Origin of the sequence: Streptomyces sp. NPDC127114 (genome assembly GCF_042677525.1) — a bacterium.
GTDB lineage: Bacteria > Actinomycetota > Actinomycetes > Streptomycetales > Streptomycetaceae > Streptomyces.
This window is the reverse complement of record NZ_JBHXTJ010000041.1, coordinates 1-15769: the sequence shown is the minus strand read 5'-3', so window position 1 is coordinate 15769 and position 15769 is coordinate 1. Positions and strand designations below refer to the sequence as shown.

General features: G+C 73.7%; 10 protein-coding genes. 7 read left to right on the top strand and 3 right to left on the bottom strand.

What is annotated here, in order from left to right; all coding sequences use genetic code 11:
* Positions 1 to 3: 3 nt before the first annotated feature.
* The 3 genes from ACFVGS_RS30155 to ACFVGS_RS30145 all read right to left on the bottom strand — a co-directional run bounded on the left by ACFVGS_RS30155 (position 4) and on the right by ACFVGS_RS30145 (position 7286).
* Positions 4 to 1464 (bottom strand): glutamate synthase subunit beta, encoded by a 1461-nt coding sequence (locus ACFVGS_RS30155; RefSeq protein WP_385694838.1) that lies wholly within the window; start codon positions 1462 to 1464, stop codon positions 4 to 6.
* Positions 1457 to 6034, bottom strand: a complete 4578-nt coding sequence (gene gltB / locus ACFVGS_RS30150; protein ID WP_385694836.1) for a glutamate synthase large subunit — start codon at positions 6032 to 6034, stop codon at positions 1457 to 1459. The genes ACFVGS_RS30155 and gltB overlap by 8 nt, the downstream gene beginning before the upstream one ends.
* A gap of 523 nt (positions 6035 to 6557) precedes the next feature.
* Positions 6558 to 7286: a VIT1/CCC1 transporter family protein gene (locus ACFVGS_RS30145; protein ID WP_385694833.1), complete on the bottom strand. Its 729-nt coding sequence runs from the start codon at positions 7284 to 7286 to the stop codon at positions 6558 to 6560.
* A 341-nt stretch (positions 7287 to 7627) separates the two neighbouring features.
* Here ACFVGS_RS30145 and ACFVGS_RS30140 point away from each other — a divergent pair, with 341 nt between their 5' ends.
* The 7 genes from ACFVGS_RS30140 to ACFVGS_RS30110 all read left to right on the top strand — a co-directional run bounded on the left by ACFVGS_RS30140 (position 7628) and on the right by ACFVGS_RS30110 (position 15711).
* Positions 7628 to 8635, top strand: coding sequence for an ADP-ribosylglycohydrolase family protein (locus ACFVGS_RS30140; RefSeq protein ID WP_384418978.1), 1008 nt, complete (start codon positions 7628 to 7630; stop codon positions 8633 to 8635).
* A gap of 365 nt (positions 8636 to 9000) precedes the next feature.
* Complete coding sequence (locus ACFVGS_RS30135) at positions 9001 to 10248, top strand: ADP-ribosylglycohydrolase family protein (RefSeq protein ID WP_385694921.1); 1248 nt, start codon at positions 9001 to 9003, stop codon at positions 10246 to 10248.
* Positions 10163 to 11380 (top strand): ADP-ribosylglycohydrolase family protein, encoded by a 1218-nt coding sequence (locus tag ACFVGS_RS30130; protein WP_384418981.1) that lies wholly within the window; start codon positions 10163 to 10165, stop codon positions 11378 to 11380. Before ACFVGS_RS30135 ends, ACFVGS_RS30130 begins: the two co-directional genes overlap by 86 nt.
* A complete protein-coding gene (locus ACFVGS_RS30125; RefSeq protein ID WP_385694830.1) occupies positions 11377 to 12789 on the top strand; it encodes an ADP-ribosylglycohydrolase family protein in 1413 nt (470 codons plus the stop codon). Before ACFVGS_RS30130 ends, ACFVGS_RS30125 begins: the two co-directional genes overlap by 4 nt.
* Entirely contained in the window at positions 12786 to 13679 is an 894-nt protein-coding gene (gene rbsK, locus ACFVGS_RS30120) for a ribokinase (RefSeq protein ID WP_384418986.1), read from the top strand. The genes ACFVGS_RS30125 and rbsK overlap by 4 nt, the downstream gene beginning before the upstream one ends.
* Complete coding sequence (locus ACFVGS_RS30115; RefSeq protein ID WP_384418989.1) at positions 13676 to 14908, top strand: CaiB/BaiF CoA transferase family protein; 1233 nt, start codon at positions 13676 to 13678, stop codon at positions 14906 to 14908. Before rbsK ends, ACFVGS_RS30115 begins: the two co-directional genes overlap by 4 nt.
* Positions 14905 to 15711, top strand: coding sequence for an HpcH/HpaI aldolase/citrate lyase family protein (locus tag ACFVGS_RS30110; protein WP_384418992.1), 807 nt, complete (start codon positions 14905 to 14907; stop codon positions 15709 to 15711). Before ACFVGS_RS30115 ends, ACFVGS_RS30110 begins: the two co-directional genes overlap by 4 nt.
* The last annotated feature ends 58 nt before the right edge of the window (positions 15712 to 15769 follow it).

Here is a 15769-nt window from a genome sequence, read left to right as displayed (position 1 = left end):
GGATCAGACCGTCAGTGCACGGTCCGTCGGGCGGATCGGGGCCGGCAGGGAGCTGGCGCCCGTCAGGTGGCGGTCCACGCCGCGGGCGGCCGAACGGCCCTCCGCGATGGCCCACACGATCAGCGACTGACCGCGGCCGGCGTCACCGGCGACGAAGACGCCATCGACGTTGGTGGCGAAGTCCGCGTCACGCGCGATGTTACCCCGCTCGTCGAGGTCCAGACCAAACTGGGCGACCAGGCCGTTCTCCACGTCCGTGCCGGTGAAGCCCATCGCGAGCGTGACCAGCTGGGCGGGGATCTTCCGCTCGGTGCCCGGCTTCTGGGTCAGCTTGCCGTCGACGAACTCGACCTCGACCAGGTGCAGGAACTGGACGTTGCCGTCCTCGTCGCCCTCGAAGTGGGTGGTGGAGACGGAGTAGACCCGCTCACCGCCCTCCTCGTGCGCCGAGGTGACCTTGTAGAGCATCGGGAAGGTCGGCCAGGGCTGGTTGGCGTTCCGCTCCTCGCCCGGCCGGGGCATGATCTCCAGCTGCGTGACCGAGGCCGCGCCCTGGCGGTGCGCCGTACCGACGCAGTCCGCTCCGGTGTCGCCGCCGCCGATGACCACGACGTGCTTGCCCTCGGCGGTGATCGGCGAGGTGACGAAGTCGCCCTCGACGACCTTGTTGGCGAGCGGCAGGTACTCCATCGCCTGGTGGATGCCCTTGAGCTCCCGGCCCGGGACGGGCAGGTCGCGGGCGGTGGTGGCGCCGGCGGCGATGACGACCGCGTCGAACCGCTTGCGCAGGTCGGTCGCGGTGATGTCGCGGCCGACCTCGATGCCGGTGCGGAACTTGGTGCCCTCTGCGCGCATCTGCTCGATGCGGCGGTTGATGTGCCGCTTCTCCATCTTGAACTCGGGGATGCCGTAGCGCAGCAGACCGCCGATGCGGTCGGCCCGCTCGTACACGACCACGGTGTGGCCGGCCCGGGTCAGCTGCTGGGCGGCGGCGAGACCCGCCGGGCCTGAGCCGATCACGGCGACGGTCTTGCCGGACAGGCGCTCGGGCGCCTGCGGCCTGACGTCGTTCGCGTCCCAGGCCTTGTCGATGATCGAGACCTCGACGTTCTTGATGGTGACGGCCGGCTGGTTGATGCCGAGCACGCACGCGGCCTCGCACGGAGCCGGGCACAGACGGCCGGTGAACTCCGGGAAGTTGTTCGTGGCGTGCAGGCGCTCGGACGCGGCCGACCAGTCCTCGCGGTAGGCGTAGTCGTTCCACTCGGGGATGAGGTTCCCCAGCGGGCAGCCGTTGTGGCAGAACGGGATGCCGCAGTCCATGCAGCGGCCGGCCTGCTTGCTGATGATCGGCAGCAGGGAGCCGGGGACGTAGACCTCGTTCCAGTCCTTGACGCGCTCGCCCACGGGCCGGGTCTTGGCGACCTCACGCCCGGTGGTCAGGAAGCCCTTCGGGTCAGCCATGGGTCGCCGCCTCCATCATCTTCTCGGTGGTCTCGGCCTCGGAGAGACCGGCGAGCTCAGCGGCGTCCTTGGCGGCGAGCACTGCCTTGTACGTGGTGGGGATGATCTTGCTGAAGCGGCTCACCGCCGCGTCCCAGTCGGCGAGGAGCTTCTCGGCCACGGTGGAGCCGGTCTCCTCGTGGTGGCGGCGCACGACGTCGTGCAGCCACGCCGCGTCGGTCTCCGACAGGGCCTCGACGGCCCCCAGGTTGCCGGAGTTGACGTTGTCCCGGTCGAGGTCGATCACGTAGGCGACGCCTCCGGACATGCCGGCCGCGAAGTTGCGTCCGGTCTCGCCGAGGACGACCGCCGTACCGCCGGTCATGTACTCGCAGCCGTGGTCGCCCACGCCCTCCGAGACGACCAGGGCGCCGGAGTTGCGGACGCAGAAGCGCTCGCCGGTGCGGCCGCGCAGGAACAGCTCGCCGCCGGTCGCGCCGTACGCGATGGTGTTGCCCGCGATGGTGGAGTACTCGGCCAGGTGGTCGGCTCCGCGGTCCGGGCGGACGATCACCCGGCCGCCGGAGAGGCCCTTGCCGACGTAGTCGTTGGCGTCGCCCTCCAGGCGGAGCGTGACACCGGCCGGCAGGAAGGCGCCGAAGGACTGGCCCGCGGAGCCCGTGAAGGTGATGTCGATGGTGTCGGCGGGCAGGCCCGCGCCACCGAACTTCTTCGTCACCTCGTGGCCGAGCATGGTGCCGACGGTCCGGTTGATGTTCCGGATCGGGACCTGCGCGCGCACCGGCTGGGCGGCCTCGGCGGACTCGGCGCCCAGCGCCTCGGCGGCGAGCTCGATCAGCTCGTTGTCGAGGGCCTTCTCCAGGCCGTGGTCCTGCTCGACCAGGGCGTGGCGGACCGCGCCCTCGGGCAGCTCGGGCACGTGGAAGAGCGGCTCCAGGTCCAGGCCCTGCGCCTTCCAGTGGGAGACGGCGCGGCTGGTGTCGAGCAGCTCGGCGTGACCGACCGCCTCCTCCAGGGTGCGGAAGCCCAGCTCGGCGAGGAGCTCGCGGACCTCTTCGGCGATGAACTCGAAGAAGTTCACGACGTACTCGGCCTTGCCGGAGAAGCGGTCGCGCAGGACCGGGTTCTGGGTGGCGATGCCGACGGGGCAGGTGTCGAGGTGGCAGACGCGCATCATGACGCAGCCGGAGACGACGAGCGGCGCGGTCGCGAAACCGAACTCCTCGGCGCCGAGCAGCGCGGCGATGACGACGTCGCGGCCGGTCTTCAGCTGGCCGTCGGTCTGGACGACGATCCGGTCGCGCAGCCCGTTGAGCAGCAGGGTCTGCTGGGTCTCGGCGAGGCCGAGCTCCCAGGGACCGCCCGCGTGCTTCAGCGAGGTGAGCGGCGAGGCGCCCGTGCCGCCGTCGTGGCCGGAGATGAGGACGACGTCCGCGTGGGCCTTGGAGACACCGGCGGCGACCGTGCCGACGCCGACCTCGGACACCAGCTTCACGTGGATGCGGGCGGCCGGGTTGGCGTTCTTGAGGTCGTGGATCAGCTGCGCCAGGTCCTCGATGGAGTAGATGTCGTGGTGCGGCGGCGGGGAGATCAGGCCGACGCCCGGCGTCGAGTGACGCGTCTTGGCGACCCACGGGTAGACCTTGTGGCCGGGCAGCTGGCCGCCCTCGCCGGGCTTGGCGCCCTGGGCCATCTTGATCTGGATGTCGTCGGCGTTGACCAGGTACTCGCTCGTGACGCCGAAGCGGCCGGAGGCGACCTGCTTGATCGCGGAGCGGCGCGCCGGGTCGTACAGGCGCTCCGGGTCCTCGCCGCCCTCACCGGTGTTGGACTTGCCGCCCAGCTGGTTCATGGCGATGGCGAGGGTCTCGTGGGCCTCGCGCGAGATGGAGCCGTACGACATGGCGCCGGTGGAGAAGCGCTTGACGATCTCGGAGACCGGCTCGACCTCGTCGACCGGGATCGACGGGCGGTCGGAGGTGAAGCCGAACAGGCCGCGGAGCGTCATGAGGCGCTCGGACTGCTCGTTCACCCGCTCCGTGTACTTCTTGAAGATGTCGTACCGCTTGGAGCGCGTGGCGTGCTGGAGGCGGAAGACGGTCTCCGGGTCGAAGAGGTGCGGCTCGCCCTCGCGGCGCCACTGGTACTCGCCGCCGATGTCCAGGGCGCGGTGCGCCGAGGCGACGCCGGTGGCCGGGTACGCCTTGGCGTGCCGGGCGGCGACCTCCTTGGCGACGACGTCGAGGCCGGCGCCGCCGATCTTGGTGGCGGTGCCGTTGAAGTACTTCTCGACGAAGGCGCTGTCGAGGCCGACGGCCTCGAAGACCTGGGCGCCGCGGTAGGAGGCGACGGTGGAGATGCCCATCTTGGACATGACCTTGAGGACGCCCTTGCCGAGGGCGTAGATCAGGTTCCGGATGGCCTGCTCGGGCTCGATGTCCGTGATGAAGGTGCCGGCCCGGACCAGGTCCTCGACGGTCTCCATGGCCAGGTACGGGTTGACCGCGGCGGCGCCGTAGCCGATGAGCAGGGCGACGTGGTGGACCTCGCGGACGTCACCGGCCTCGACCAGCAGACCCACCTCGGTGCGCTGCTTGGTGCGGATGAGGTGGTGGTGGACGGCCGCGGTGAGCAGCAGCGACGGGATCGGCGCGTGCTCGGCGTCGGAGTGCCGGTCGGACAGGACGATCAGGCGGGCGCCGCCCTCGATCGCCGCGTCGGCCTCGGCGCAGATCTCCTCGATGCGGGCGGCGAGCGCCTCGCCGGCGCCGGAGACCCGGTAGAGACCGGACAGGGTCACGGCCTTCATGCCGGGCATGTCGCCGTCGGCGTTGATGTGGATGAGCTTGGCCAGCTCGTCGTTGTCGATCACCGGGAAGGGCAGGGTGACCGAGCGACAGGAGGCGGCCGTCGGGTCGAGCAGGTTGCTGCCCGGGCCGAGCGAGGACCGCAGGGAGGTGACGAGCTCCTCGCGGATGGCGTCCAGCGGCGGGTTGGTGACCTGCGCGAACAGCTGGGTGAAGTAGTCGAAGAGCAGCCGCGGGCGCTCGGACAGGGCCGCGATCGGCGAGTCCGTGCCCATGGAGCCGATCGGCTCGGCGCCGGTGCGGGCCATCGGGGCGAGGATGACGCGGAGCTCTTCCTCGGTGTAGCCGAAGGTCTGCTGGCGGCGGGTGACCGAGGCGTGGGTGTGCACGATGTGCTCGCGCTCGGGCAGGTCGGAGAGCTCGATCTCGCCGGTCTCCAGCCACTCCGCGTACGGCTGCTCGGCGGCGAGGGCGGCCTTGATCTCGTCGTCCTCGATGATGCGGTGCTCGGCGGTGTCGACGAGGAACATCTTGCCGGGCTGCAGGCGGCCCTTGCGGACGACCTTGGCGGGGTCGATGTCGAGGACGCCGACCTCGGAGGAGAGGACGACGAGGCCCTCGTCGGTGACCCAGTAGCGGCCGGGGCGCAGACCGTTGCGGTCGAGGACCGCGCCGACCTGGACGCCGTCGGTGAAGGTGACGCAGGCGGGCCCGTCCCAGGGCTCCATCAGGGTGGAGTGGTACTGGTAGAAGGCGCGGCGGGCCGGGTCCATGGAGTCGTGGTTCTCCCACGCCTCGGGGACCATCATCAGGACCGCGTGCGGCAGGGAACGGCCGCCGAGGTGGAGCAGTTCGAGCACCTCGTCGAAGGACGCGGAGTCCGAGGCGTCCGGCGTGCAGACCGGGAAGATCCGCTCGATGCCGCGGCCGTCGGCGGTGGTACCGAAGACGTCGCCGGCGAGCTGGGCCTCACGGGCGGTCATCCAGTTGCGGTTGCCCTTGACCGTGTTGATCTCGCCGTTGTGGGCGACGAAGCGGTACGGGTGGGCGAGCGGCCAGCTCGGGAAGGTGTTGGTGGAGAACCGGGAGTGGACCAGGGCCACGGCGGTGGCGCAGCGGCGGTCCGACAGGTCCGGGAAGAAGGGCTCGAGCTGGCCGGTGGTCAGCATGCCCTTGTAGACGATGGTGCGGGCGGAGAGCGACGGGAAGTAGGTGCCCGCCTCGCGCTCGGCGCGCTTGCGCAGGACGAAGGCCTTGCGGTCGAGGGCGATGCCGGTGGCCCGGCCGTCGGCGTCCGCGACGAAGAGCTGGCTGAAGACCGGCATGGTGGCGCGGGCGGAGGCGCCGAGCAGCTCGGGGGCGACGGGGACCTCGCGCCAGCCGAGGACGTTCAGGCCCTCCTCGGACGCGATCGTCTCGATCCGCGAGACGGCCTGTGCGGAGCCGTCTGCGGGGAGGAAGGCGATGCCGACGGCGTAGGAGCCGGCCTCGGGGAGCTCGAAGTCGGTGACCTCGCGCAGGAAGGCGTCCGGGACCTGAAGCAGGATGCCGGCGCCGTCACCGGAGTCCGGCTCGGAGCCGGTGGCGCCGCGGTGCTCGAGGTTGCGCAGTACGGTCAGCGCCTGCTCGACCAGCGCGTGGCTGGCAACACCGGTGAGGGTGGCCACGAACCCGACACCGCAGGCGTCGTGTTCGTTACGGGGGTCGTACAGCCCCTGCGGGGCGGGGCGACCGTCCATGGGCGACCAGGCGTCGGAACGCATCGGCTCTCCCGTCGTCGTCGTGGCATATGCAGCAGCCGAGGGACGACGTTGGCCCTCCGCGAAATTTCGTGCAGGTTACATGATGGCTGGCTTCTCGGGAAGCGGATAGCTCATTCCAGCATGCGGACACCGCCGATACGGGCGGTGGCGGGTGGTTCAGCTGTGAGACACGGGAACTTCGGCGTTCCCGCAGGGGACGGGCTCGGGATTCCGGGGTGATTCCGGGTTCTCCGGCGACCCGTCGCAGAGCGGGCCTCATTGCCCGCGGCGCTTGTCCCTCATGCCCGGCGGCCGAGGTTTCGAAACCGGCAGGTAACCGGCTAGTTATGTGGCGCTGTGCATAGTGTCCCACCGGTAGGGCCGATCCGCCCAGGGAGATACGTCACAGGGACAGGGCCGGACGAACCGCGCGCGGGACCGCGAAAGGCCCCCGGTCGGGACGACCAGGGGCCTTGCGGAGGTGCCGCGGGAACGGCCTGCGGCGGGCACGGCCTGCGCCGCGGGTACGGCGACGCGGAACGGACTACAACGCGGCTCCGAACGCCATGCCGAGGCCGTACGTGACGGCCGCGGCGGCACCGCCGAGGACGAGCTGGCGCAGACCGCTGAACCACCAGCTGCGGGCCGTGACCCGGGCGACGAGCGCGCCGCAGGCGAAGAGGCCGACCAGCGCGAGCAGGACGGCCGGCCACAGGGCGGTCGCGCCGAGCAGGTACGGCAGGACGGGCAGGAGCGCGCCGAGCGCGAACGAGCCGAACGAGGACACCGCGGCGACGGTCGGCGACGGCAGGTCGTCGGGGTCGATGCCCAGCTCCTCTCGGGCGTGGATCTCCAGCGCCTGCTCCGGGTCGCGGGACAGCTGCATGGCGACCTCGCGGGCGAGCGCGGGCTCGACGCCGCGGGAGACGTAGAGCGCGGCGAGCTCCTCCATCTCGTCGACGGGGTGCTTGCGCAACTGGCGGCGCTCGACGTCGAGTTCGGCCTGGACGAGCTCGCGCTGCGAGGCGACGGAGGTGTATTCGCCGGCGGCCATCGAGAAGGCACCCGCGGCGAGTCCGGCGAGACCGGTGATGACGACGGTCTGGGAGGACACCGCGCCGCCCGCCACACCGGTCATGAGCGCGAGGTTGGAGACGAGCCCGTCCATCGCGCCGAAGACCGCGGGACGCAGCCAGCCGCCGTTGACGTCACGGTGGGTGTGGTTGTCGCGGTGGGCCTCGTGGAGCGGTGCGACGGCTTCGATGATGGACATGCTTCTCCCCTTGTCTTTCTGCGGGTTCGGCTGCCCGCCCCCCTTCGACACGATCGAAAATACGCCCGATGTAAGGGGCGCGCCAGCAAGGCAGGCCGTACTTAGTAAGGCTCGCCTTGGTGGGAACGCCGACTGACGAGGTGTCAACGGGGTGACAGAAACGTTTCCGTGAGCGTGGGAGGCACGCGCGTGGCAGGGATGGGGAGGGAGCGCGGAAGGGGAGCGCGAAGGGGGAGCGCGGGAGGGAGGTGAAGAGGCGGAGAGACGGAGAGGGCGGAGGGGGCGGGAGGCGGAGGAACGGCGGGGTGAAGAGGCGGGCGAAGAAGGGGAACGAGGACGAGATGACCGGGGTGACGACTGCCGGGACGACCGGCGGACTGCGGGAGCGGGCGCGGGGTGCGCTGCTCGGGCTCGCGGTGGGCGACGCGCTCGGCGCGCCCGCCGAGAACCTGCGGCCCTCGGAGATCCGCCGCCGCTGGGGCCGGATCGAGGGCTTCCTGACGGACCGGCCAGCGGGAACGGACGACACCGAGTACGCCATCTTCTCCGGGCTGCTGCTCGCCCGGCACGGCTCGGCCCTCACCGTCGCCCATGTCGAACGGGCCTGGCACCACTGGATCGCCGACCTGGACGAGGGCCCGTTCCGGGGCGCCGGCTTCTCCGAGCGCGGCACCCTGGAGAACCTCCGCCGGGGCCTGGCCGCGCCCATCTCGGCGCAGCACCGGCACGCGTGGAGCGACGGCCTCGCCATGCGGGCGGCGCCGTTCGGCGTCTTCGCCGCCGGGCGGCCCGCGGAGGCGGCGAGGCTCGTCGCCATCGACGGCAGCGTCAGCCACGAGGGCGAGGGCATCTACGGCGGCCAGGCGGTCGCGGCGGGCGTCGCGGCGGCGATGGACGGCGCCTCGGTGACGTCGGTGATCGCGGCGGCCCTGTCGGTGGTGCCGATGGACTCCTGGACGGCGCGTTCGATGCGCCGCGCGGTGGTGGCGGCGCAGCGGGTCGAGCCGGATCCGCTGACGCGCGAACGCGCGGTCCGCTCGGCGGTCGTCATCGGCGGCTACCCGTGGACGGACCTGGCCCCCGAGGCGGTGGCCCTCGCCTTCGGAGCGTTCGCGGCGGCCCGCGGGGACTTCCGCACCTCGGTGCTGACCGCCGTCAACATGGGCCGCGACGCCGACACGACGGCAGCGGTCGCGGGCGCCCTCGCCGGGGCGCTGGGCGGCGCCGCGGCGATCCCGGAGGAGTGGTCCTCCGTCATCCCGCCGGTCGCCGGCAGCTGCCTTCCCTCGATGCGCGGTTACCACGTCCTGGACATCGCGGACCTTCTGACCCCGGAGGAGGACTCCTGATGAGCGCCGACCTGACGACCACAGCCCCGCCGGAGGCCCTGGCGCACCGGACCTCGCCGCGGAAGCCGGACTCCGGAACCGACGCTGCCGACACCACCGACGCTCACGGCTCGCCGGGCGGGGCGCGAGAGTGCCCACCGTGGCCGTCGGCCGACGGTGACGCCGCCGCGGCACGCGGCGCGGCCCTGACGGGTCACCGCGTCCCGCGGGACGAGCAGCGGCAGCCGGCCCACCCGGCGTGGCCGCCCGCGGAGGGCGGCGCCCGGCCGGCGGTCGGGGCGCCGGACGGCTCACTCCGCGCGCCGGGCGCCCCCGCCGGCAACCCGTCGCACACCGACGCGCCCAGCGGTCGGCGTCGGGCGCCCGTGCTCGGAGCCGGGCTGCGTAAGGGGCGCTCGGGCGGGTCGTACCGCGGGCGGGTCGAGGGGCTGTTGCTCGGGCTCGCCGCCGGGGACGCCGCCGGGTGGCCCGCCGCACGGCACCGGGCCGCCCGGATGCCCGAGTGGACGCGCCGCCTCACCCGGGAGCTCGACGCCTTCGCCGAGGACAACGCGACGACCACCCTCCCCGTCCCCATCGCCCTCAACCAGCCGCCCGAGCCGCTCCGTCTCGGCCCCTCCGACGACGCCGAGTGGGCGGTGTTCACCGCCGAGTCGCTGCTCGCCGCGACCGGCCCCCTCTTCCGCACCCTCGCCCCCGAACGCCGTCTCCGCGCCGCCGTCGACCTCGCCTGGAACTCCCTCGCGAGCCAGGTCGCCGCAGCCGCCGACCGCGCGCCCGAGGTCGAGTCCGCCGTCCTTCCCCTGCGCGCCCGGATCTCCGTCCGGGCCGGGCTCGGCAACCTCGCGACCGGCCTGCGCCCGCCCGCCACCGGCCACGACAACCCGCACTACTTCGACGACGCGGCGTGCGTCCGCGCCGCCGTCCTCGCGCTCGCCCACCCGGGCGAACCGCTCCCCGCCGCCGAACTCGCCGAGTTCGACGCCCGCTACACCCAGGACGGCGACGGAGTCCACGGTGCCCGCGCGATGGCGGCGGCCGTCGCGGCCGCCCTCGGCGGGGCCTCGGCCGACGAGGCGGTGCAGGCGGCGCTCGCGCAGCTGCCGCCCACGACGGAGATCGGCCGCAACGGCCGGTACGCGGTGCGGCTCGCCCGTACCGCCACCACCGCCTTCGAGCTGGTTCCGCTTCTCGAGCACCAGATCGTGGACCACGTCTACAGCTACGGCATCGCCGCCGCCGAGACCGTACCGGTCGCCCTCGCCCTCGCTCTGGCCGCCCGCGGCGAGGCGGCGGCAGCGGTGCCCGCCGCCGCCTGCCTGTCCCGCGTCGCCGACTCGGCCCCGGCGCTCGTGGGTGCGCTCACCGGCGCGCTGGGCGGCGGAGGTGCGGTCCCGGCGACCTGGCGGGAGGCGTGCCGCAGGCTCGCGGGCTGTGCGCTGCCCCGGCTCGCGGGCACGGACCTGGTCGAACTCGCCGGTCTCCTCGCAGCCACGGAACCGGCCACCCCGGGTGGACAATTCCGCCATGAGCCCTCAACTGCACCAAACCTCTCCAACATCTCAAAACCCTCAGACCCGCCCGATCCCTCGGTCCCTCCCCTCTCTGGATGACCGGATCACCGGCAGCCTGCTCGGGGCCGCCGTCGGCGACGCCCTCGGCGGTCCCGTCGAGGGCTACAGCCCCGAGCAGATCCTGGAACGCCACGGCGGCCGCGTCACCGGCATCGTCGGCCCGTGGAACGGCGAGGCCTGGCGCACCGCGCGCCCCATCGCGCCGTACCACAAGGGCGACGGGCACGTCACCGACGACACCCTCATGACGCACGCCCTCATCAGGGTGTACGAGAAGGTCCGCGACCACCTCGACGCGTACGCGGTCGCCGAGCACCTGGTGCCCGAACTCATGGGCCGTACGGTCTGGATCCCGGAGCTGGAGGCCGAGGCGCTGCCGCTCCAGCGGGTCTTCCTCGCCGAGAAGTGGATCGTCACCCGGCTCCACTACGGGCACGCCGACCCGCGCGAGGCCGGCAGCGGAAACATCGTCAACTGCGGTGCGGCCATGTACATGGCGCCGGTCGGCCTGGTCAACGCCGCCAACCCGGCGGGCGCCTACGCCGAGGCCCTCGACATCGCGGGCGCCCACCAGTCCTCGTACGGGCGGGAGGCCGCGGGCGTCTTCGCGGCCGCGGTGGCGGCGGCGTGCGCGCCCGGCGCCACGCCGCGCTCGGTCGTCGACACGGCACTCGCCCTGGCGAAGGACGGCACCCGGGCGGCGATCGAGGCGGTCGCCGAAGTGGCCGACGGGCACCGCGACTTCGAGACGGCGCCGGCCCCGCTGCGCGCGGCCGTCGCGCCGTACGACTCGGTCGGCCCGGACTACCGCGCCCCCTCGCTCGACGCCCGCCGTCCGTCCCGCGTCCACGCGATCGAGGAACTGCCCGTCGCCCTCGGCATGCTGCTGGTCGGCGAGGGCGACTACCGGCGCACGGTCCTCGGCGCCGTCAACTACGGCCGCGACTGCGACTCGATCGCCACCATGGCGGGCGCGCTCGCCGGTGCGCTGCACGGCGAGTCCGCTGTCCCTGCGGAATGGGCGAAGCAGGTCTCCGAGGCCAGCCGGCTCGACCTGCACGGCCCGGCCGCCGCACTGGCGGCGGTGGCCCACGAGGTCTTCGCCCGCGACACGGCACGCCGCCGCGCCCACGAGTCGGCCTACGCGGCGCTGACGGACAGCGCGCGATGACGCCCGGCGCGACGACGGACGCCGTCCGGCTCACCTGGGTCCAGCCCGAGGACCTGGTGGGCCACGAACTGCGCCAGGCGGCGGAGGACGGCCGCGACGCCCGCGCCCTCGCCGCCCGCTGGCACGCCGCCGGCGGCCCCGAGGCGCCGCCCACGGCGGGCGCCTCCCCCACCCCGCGCCCCGCGCTGCGCCCCCTGGCCGAGGACCTCCTCGACTCCCTGGCCGCCCTCCCCTCCTCCCTTGCCCCTCAGGAACCCACCCACCTCGCCGACGTCACCACCGCCTGCCCCCACTGGCCCACGCCCCGCCGACCCGTTCCGGGCGGCGGCGGGGTGCGGGAGGACGCCCTGCTCCAGCGCCTGCACGCCGCCTGGCTCGGCCGGGCCGCCGGGTGCCTGCTCGGCAAGCCCGTGGAGAAGCTGCCGCTGCACGCCATCCGGGCACTGGCCCGGGCCACCGGCAACTGGCCGCTCGGCGACTGGTTCACGGCGCGCGGCGTGCCGCCGGAGCTGCTCGCCGCGCACCCCTGGAACCGCCGTTCCGCCGGCACCTCCCTCGCCGAGAACATCGACGGGATGCCCGAGGACGACGACCTCAACTACCCCCTCCTCAACCTGCTCCTCCTCCAGCGCCACGGCCGCGGCTTCACCACCGCCGACGTCGCCCGGCTCTGGCTCGACGAGCTGCCCGCCGGGCGGACCTTCACCGCCGAGCGGATCGCCTACCGCAACCTCCTCGACGGCGTCGAGCCGCCGCTCACCGCCTCCCGCCGCAACCCGTTCCGTGAGTGGATCGGCGCGCAGATCCGCGCCGACATGCACGGCTGGACCAATCCCGGCGACCCGGCCGCCGCCGCCCGGCAGGCCCACCGGGACGCGGTGCTCACCCACACCGCCAACGGCGTGTACGGCGCCATGTTCGTCGCCGCGACCATCGCCACCGCCGCCGACGGCACCGCCGACGTCCACGAGGCCCTGGCCACGGGGCTCGCGGTCGTGCCGCCGGAGTCCCGGCTCGCCAAGGCGGTCCGGCTCGGCATCGCCACCGCCCGCGCGCACCCGGGGCACCACGACTTCGACGCCGTCGTGGACCGGCTCCACTCCGCACTCGGCGGGTATCACTGGGTCCATGCCGTGCCCAACGCCGCCCTGCTCGCCGCCGCGCTCACCCACGCCGACGGCGACTTCACGCGCTCCGTCTGCGCGGCGGTCTCCGGCGGCTGGGACACCGACTCCAACGGCGCCACCGCCGGCTCGGTCGCGGGGCTGCTGGCCGGGCACCCCGACCGCCTTCCCGAATCCTGGACCTCCCCCCTCAAGAACCGCCTCTCGACCTCGGTGCCGTCCTTCGACGGCATCGGCTTCGACACCCTGGCCGCACTGACGCACTCGGAGGCAGTACGCCCATGACCAGCAGCATCGTCGTGCTCGGCAGCACGAACATGGACCTCGTGGCCTACGTGGCCAAGGCCCCCGCCCGCGGCGAGACCGTCACCGGCCGCGAGTTCCTCACCGTGCCCGGCGGCAAGGGCGCCAACCAGGCCGTCGCCGCCGCCCGCGCCGGCGCCGAGGTCTCGATGATCGGCGCGGTCGGCGCCGACGACTTCGGCGTGCGGATGCGGGCCGCCCTGGAGCACAGCGGTGTCGACACCGACCTGCTGCGCACCGTCGAAGGCCCGTCCGGCACCGCGCACATCGTCGTCGACGACGAGGGGGGCAACGCGATCGTCGTCGTCCCCGGCGCCAACGGCACCGTCACCTCCCTCGACCACGGCGACGAGGCGCTGATCGGCACCGCCGACGCCCTGCTCCTCCAGCTCGAACTCCCCCTCTCCGTCGTCGTCGAGGGCGCCCGCGCCGCCCGTGAGCGCGGTGTCCGCACCGTCCTCACGCCCTCCCCCGTCCGCGCCCTCCCTCCGGAACTCCTCGCCGCCACCGACCTGTTGGTGCCGAACGAGCACGAGGCCGTCGCCCTCACCGGCCGCACCGACCCGCAGGCCGCCGCGCAGGCCCTCCTTGAGCAGGTGCCCGAGGTGGTGGTCACGCTCGGCTCCGCCGGCTGCCTCTACGCCGCACGCGGCGCCGAACCGCTGACCGTCCCCGCGCCCAGCGTCCGTGCCGTGGACACCACCGCCGCCGGCGACACCTTCGTGGGCGTCCTGGCCGTGGCCCTCACCGAGGGCCGGCCCATGCCGGAGGCCCTCACCTGGGCGGCGGCGGCCGCGGCGCTCTCCGTCCAGCACGCGGGCGCGTCCACCTCGATGCCGTACCGCGTCGCGATCGAGGCGGCCCTCGCATGAGCCACCCGCACCCCCCGGCTCCCGCCGCCGGCCGCGTCGGCCCCGCCCGGCCGCTCGACGGACTGCGCGTCCTCGACCTCGCCACCCTCTTCGCCGGGCCGCTCGCCGCGACCCTGCTCGGCGACTTCGGCGCCGACGTGGTCAAGATCGAGCACCCGCGCAAGCCCGATCCCTCCCGCGGCCACGGCCCCGCCAAGGACGGCGTCGGCCTGTGGTGGAAGGTCCTCGGCCGCAACAAGCGGACGATGACGCTCGACCTGTCCGCGCCCGGCGGGCGCGACACCCTGCTCCGGCTCGCCGCCGGCGCCGACGTGGTCGTGGAGAACTTCCGCCCCGGCACCCTCGAACGCTGGGGTCTCGGCTGGGAGGAGCTGTCCACGGTCAACCCGCGGCTCGTGCTCGCCCGGGTCACCGGCTTCGGCCAGTTCGGCCCGTACGCCCACCGGCCGGGGTTCGGCACCCTCGCCGAGGCGATGAGCGGCTTCGCCGCCATCACCGGCGAACCCGACGGACCCCCGACCCTGCCGCCCTTCGGACTCGCCGACTCGATCGCCGCCCTCGCCACCGCGTACGCCGTGATGACCGCGCTCGCCGCGAGGCACACCACCGGCCACGGCCAGGTCGTCGACATGGCCATCATCGAACCGATGCTCTCCGTCATCGGACCCCACCCCCTCTGGTACGACCAGCTCGGCTACGTCCAGCCGCGCACCGGCAACCGCTCCCGCAACAACGCCCCCCGCAACACCTACCGGACCGCCGACGGCTCCTGGGTCGCCGTCTCCACCTCCGCCCAGTCGATCGCCGAACGCGTGCTGCGCCTCGTCGGCCGCCCGGAGCTGATCGACGAGCCCTGGTTCGCCACCGGCACCGGCCGCGCCGCGCACGCGGAGGTCCTCGACGGGGCGGTCGGCTCGTGGATCGCCCGTCATACCCGCGACGAGGCCCTGGCCGCGTTCGAGAAGGCGGAGGCCGCGATCGCCCCCGTGTACGACGTCCGCGACGTCCTCGACGACCCCCAGTTCCGGGCCCTCGGCACCGTCACGGAGGTCCCGGACCCGGAGCTCGGCCCGATCCGGATGCAGAACGTGCTCTTCCGGCTCTCCGACACCCCGGGCGCCATCCGCTGGGCCGGCCGGCCGCACGGCGCCGACACCGCCGAAATCCTCGCGGAGCTCGGCCTCGGCCCCGAAGAGATCGACACCCTCCGCGCCGAAGGAGCCGTATGAACCCGGGCGCCCCTCCCCTCACCTGGCTCTACGCCCCGGGTGACCGCCCCGACGTGGTCCACAAGGCCCTGGCCTCCGGCGCCGACGTCGTCATCGTCGACCTGGAGGACGCGGTGGCCCCGGACCGCAGGGCCTACGCCCTGGCGGCCACCCGCGAGCTGCTCGCCGATCCCCAGCCCGTACCGGTCCACGTCCGCGTCCACGCACTCCGCGACATCCCATCCCTGGTCTCCCTCCCCGGACTCGTCGCTCTCCGTGTTCCCAAGGTGACACACGCCACTGACATCGCCCGGATCGCCGAGCTCTCCGCGGGCCTCCCGCTCTACCCGCTCCTGGAGAACGCCCTCGCGGTGGAGCACGCCTACGCCATCGCCTCCGCCCACCCCTCGGTCCACGGCATCGCGCTCGGCGAGACCGATCTCGCCGCCGACCTGGGCGTACGCGAGGACCGGGGGCTCGACTGGCCGCGCAGCCGGATCGTGGTCGCCGCCCGGGCCGCCGGCCTGCCGCCGCCCGCCCAGTCCGTCCACCCCGACGTCCGCGACCTCGACGCCCTCGCCGCAAGCTGCGCGCGGGGCCGGGCGACGGGATTCCTCGGCCGGGCCGCGATCCATCCCCGCCAGCTCCCGGTGATCGAGCGGGCCTATCTGCCCACCTCCGACGAGATCGCCGCCGCCGAGGAGGTCGTCAAGGCGGCGGAGGTCCAGGACGGCGCCCTCGCGCTGCCCGACGGCCGCTTCGTCGACGCGGCCGTCGTCACCGGCGCCCGCCGCGTCCTGGCCCTGGCGGCCCGCCGGGCCTAGGCAGCAGGGCCGTCCGAAGGCGGAAACGGCGGAGGGCCGCCGGGACCTGTCGGTCCCG

Excerpts from the sequence above, each read along its gene's own strand:
- ACFVGS_RS30145 (WP_385694833.1), bottom strand. The coding sequence starts at position 7,286 with ATGTCCATCATCGAAGCCGTCGCACCGCTCCACGAGGCCCACCGCGAC.
- gltB (WP_385694836.1), bottom strand. The coding sequence starts at position 6,034 with ATGCGTTCCGACGCCTGGTCGCCCATGGACGGTCGCCCCGCCCCGCAG.
- ACFVGS_RS30110 (WP_384418992.1), top strand. The coding sequence starts at position 14,905 with ATGAACCCGGGCGCCCCTCCCCTCACCTGGCTCTACGCCCCGGGTGAC.
- ACFVGS_RS30140 (WP_384418978.1), top strand. The coding sequence starts at position 7,628 with ATGACCGGGGTGACGACTGCCGGGACGACCGGCGGACTGCGGGAGCGG.
- rbsK (WP_384418986.1), top strand. The coding sequence starts at position 12,786 with ATGACCAGCAGCATCGTCGTGCTCGGCAGCACGAACATGGACCTCGTG.
- ACFVGS_RS30155 (WP_385694838.1), bottom strand. The coding sequence starts at position 1,464 with ATGGCTGACCCGAAGGGCTTCCTGACCACCGGGCGTGAGGTCGCCAAG.
- ACFVGS_RS30125 (WP_385694830.1), top strand. The coding sequence starts at position 11,377 with ATGACGCCCGGCGCGACGACGGACGCCGTCCGGCTCACCTGGGTCCAG.
- ACFVGS_RS30130 (WP_384418981.1), top strand. The coding sequence starts at position 10,163 with ATGAGCCCTCAACTGCACCAAACCTCTCCAACATCTCAAAACCCTCAG.
- ACFVGS_RS30115 (WP_384418989.1), top strand. The coding sequence starts at position 13,676 with ATGAGCCACCCGCACCCCCCGGCTCCCGCCGCCGGCCGCGTCGGCCCC.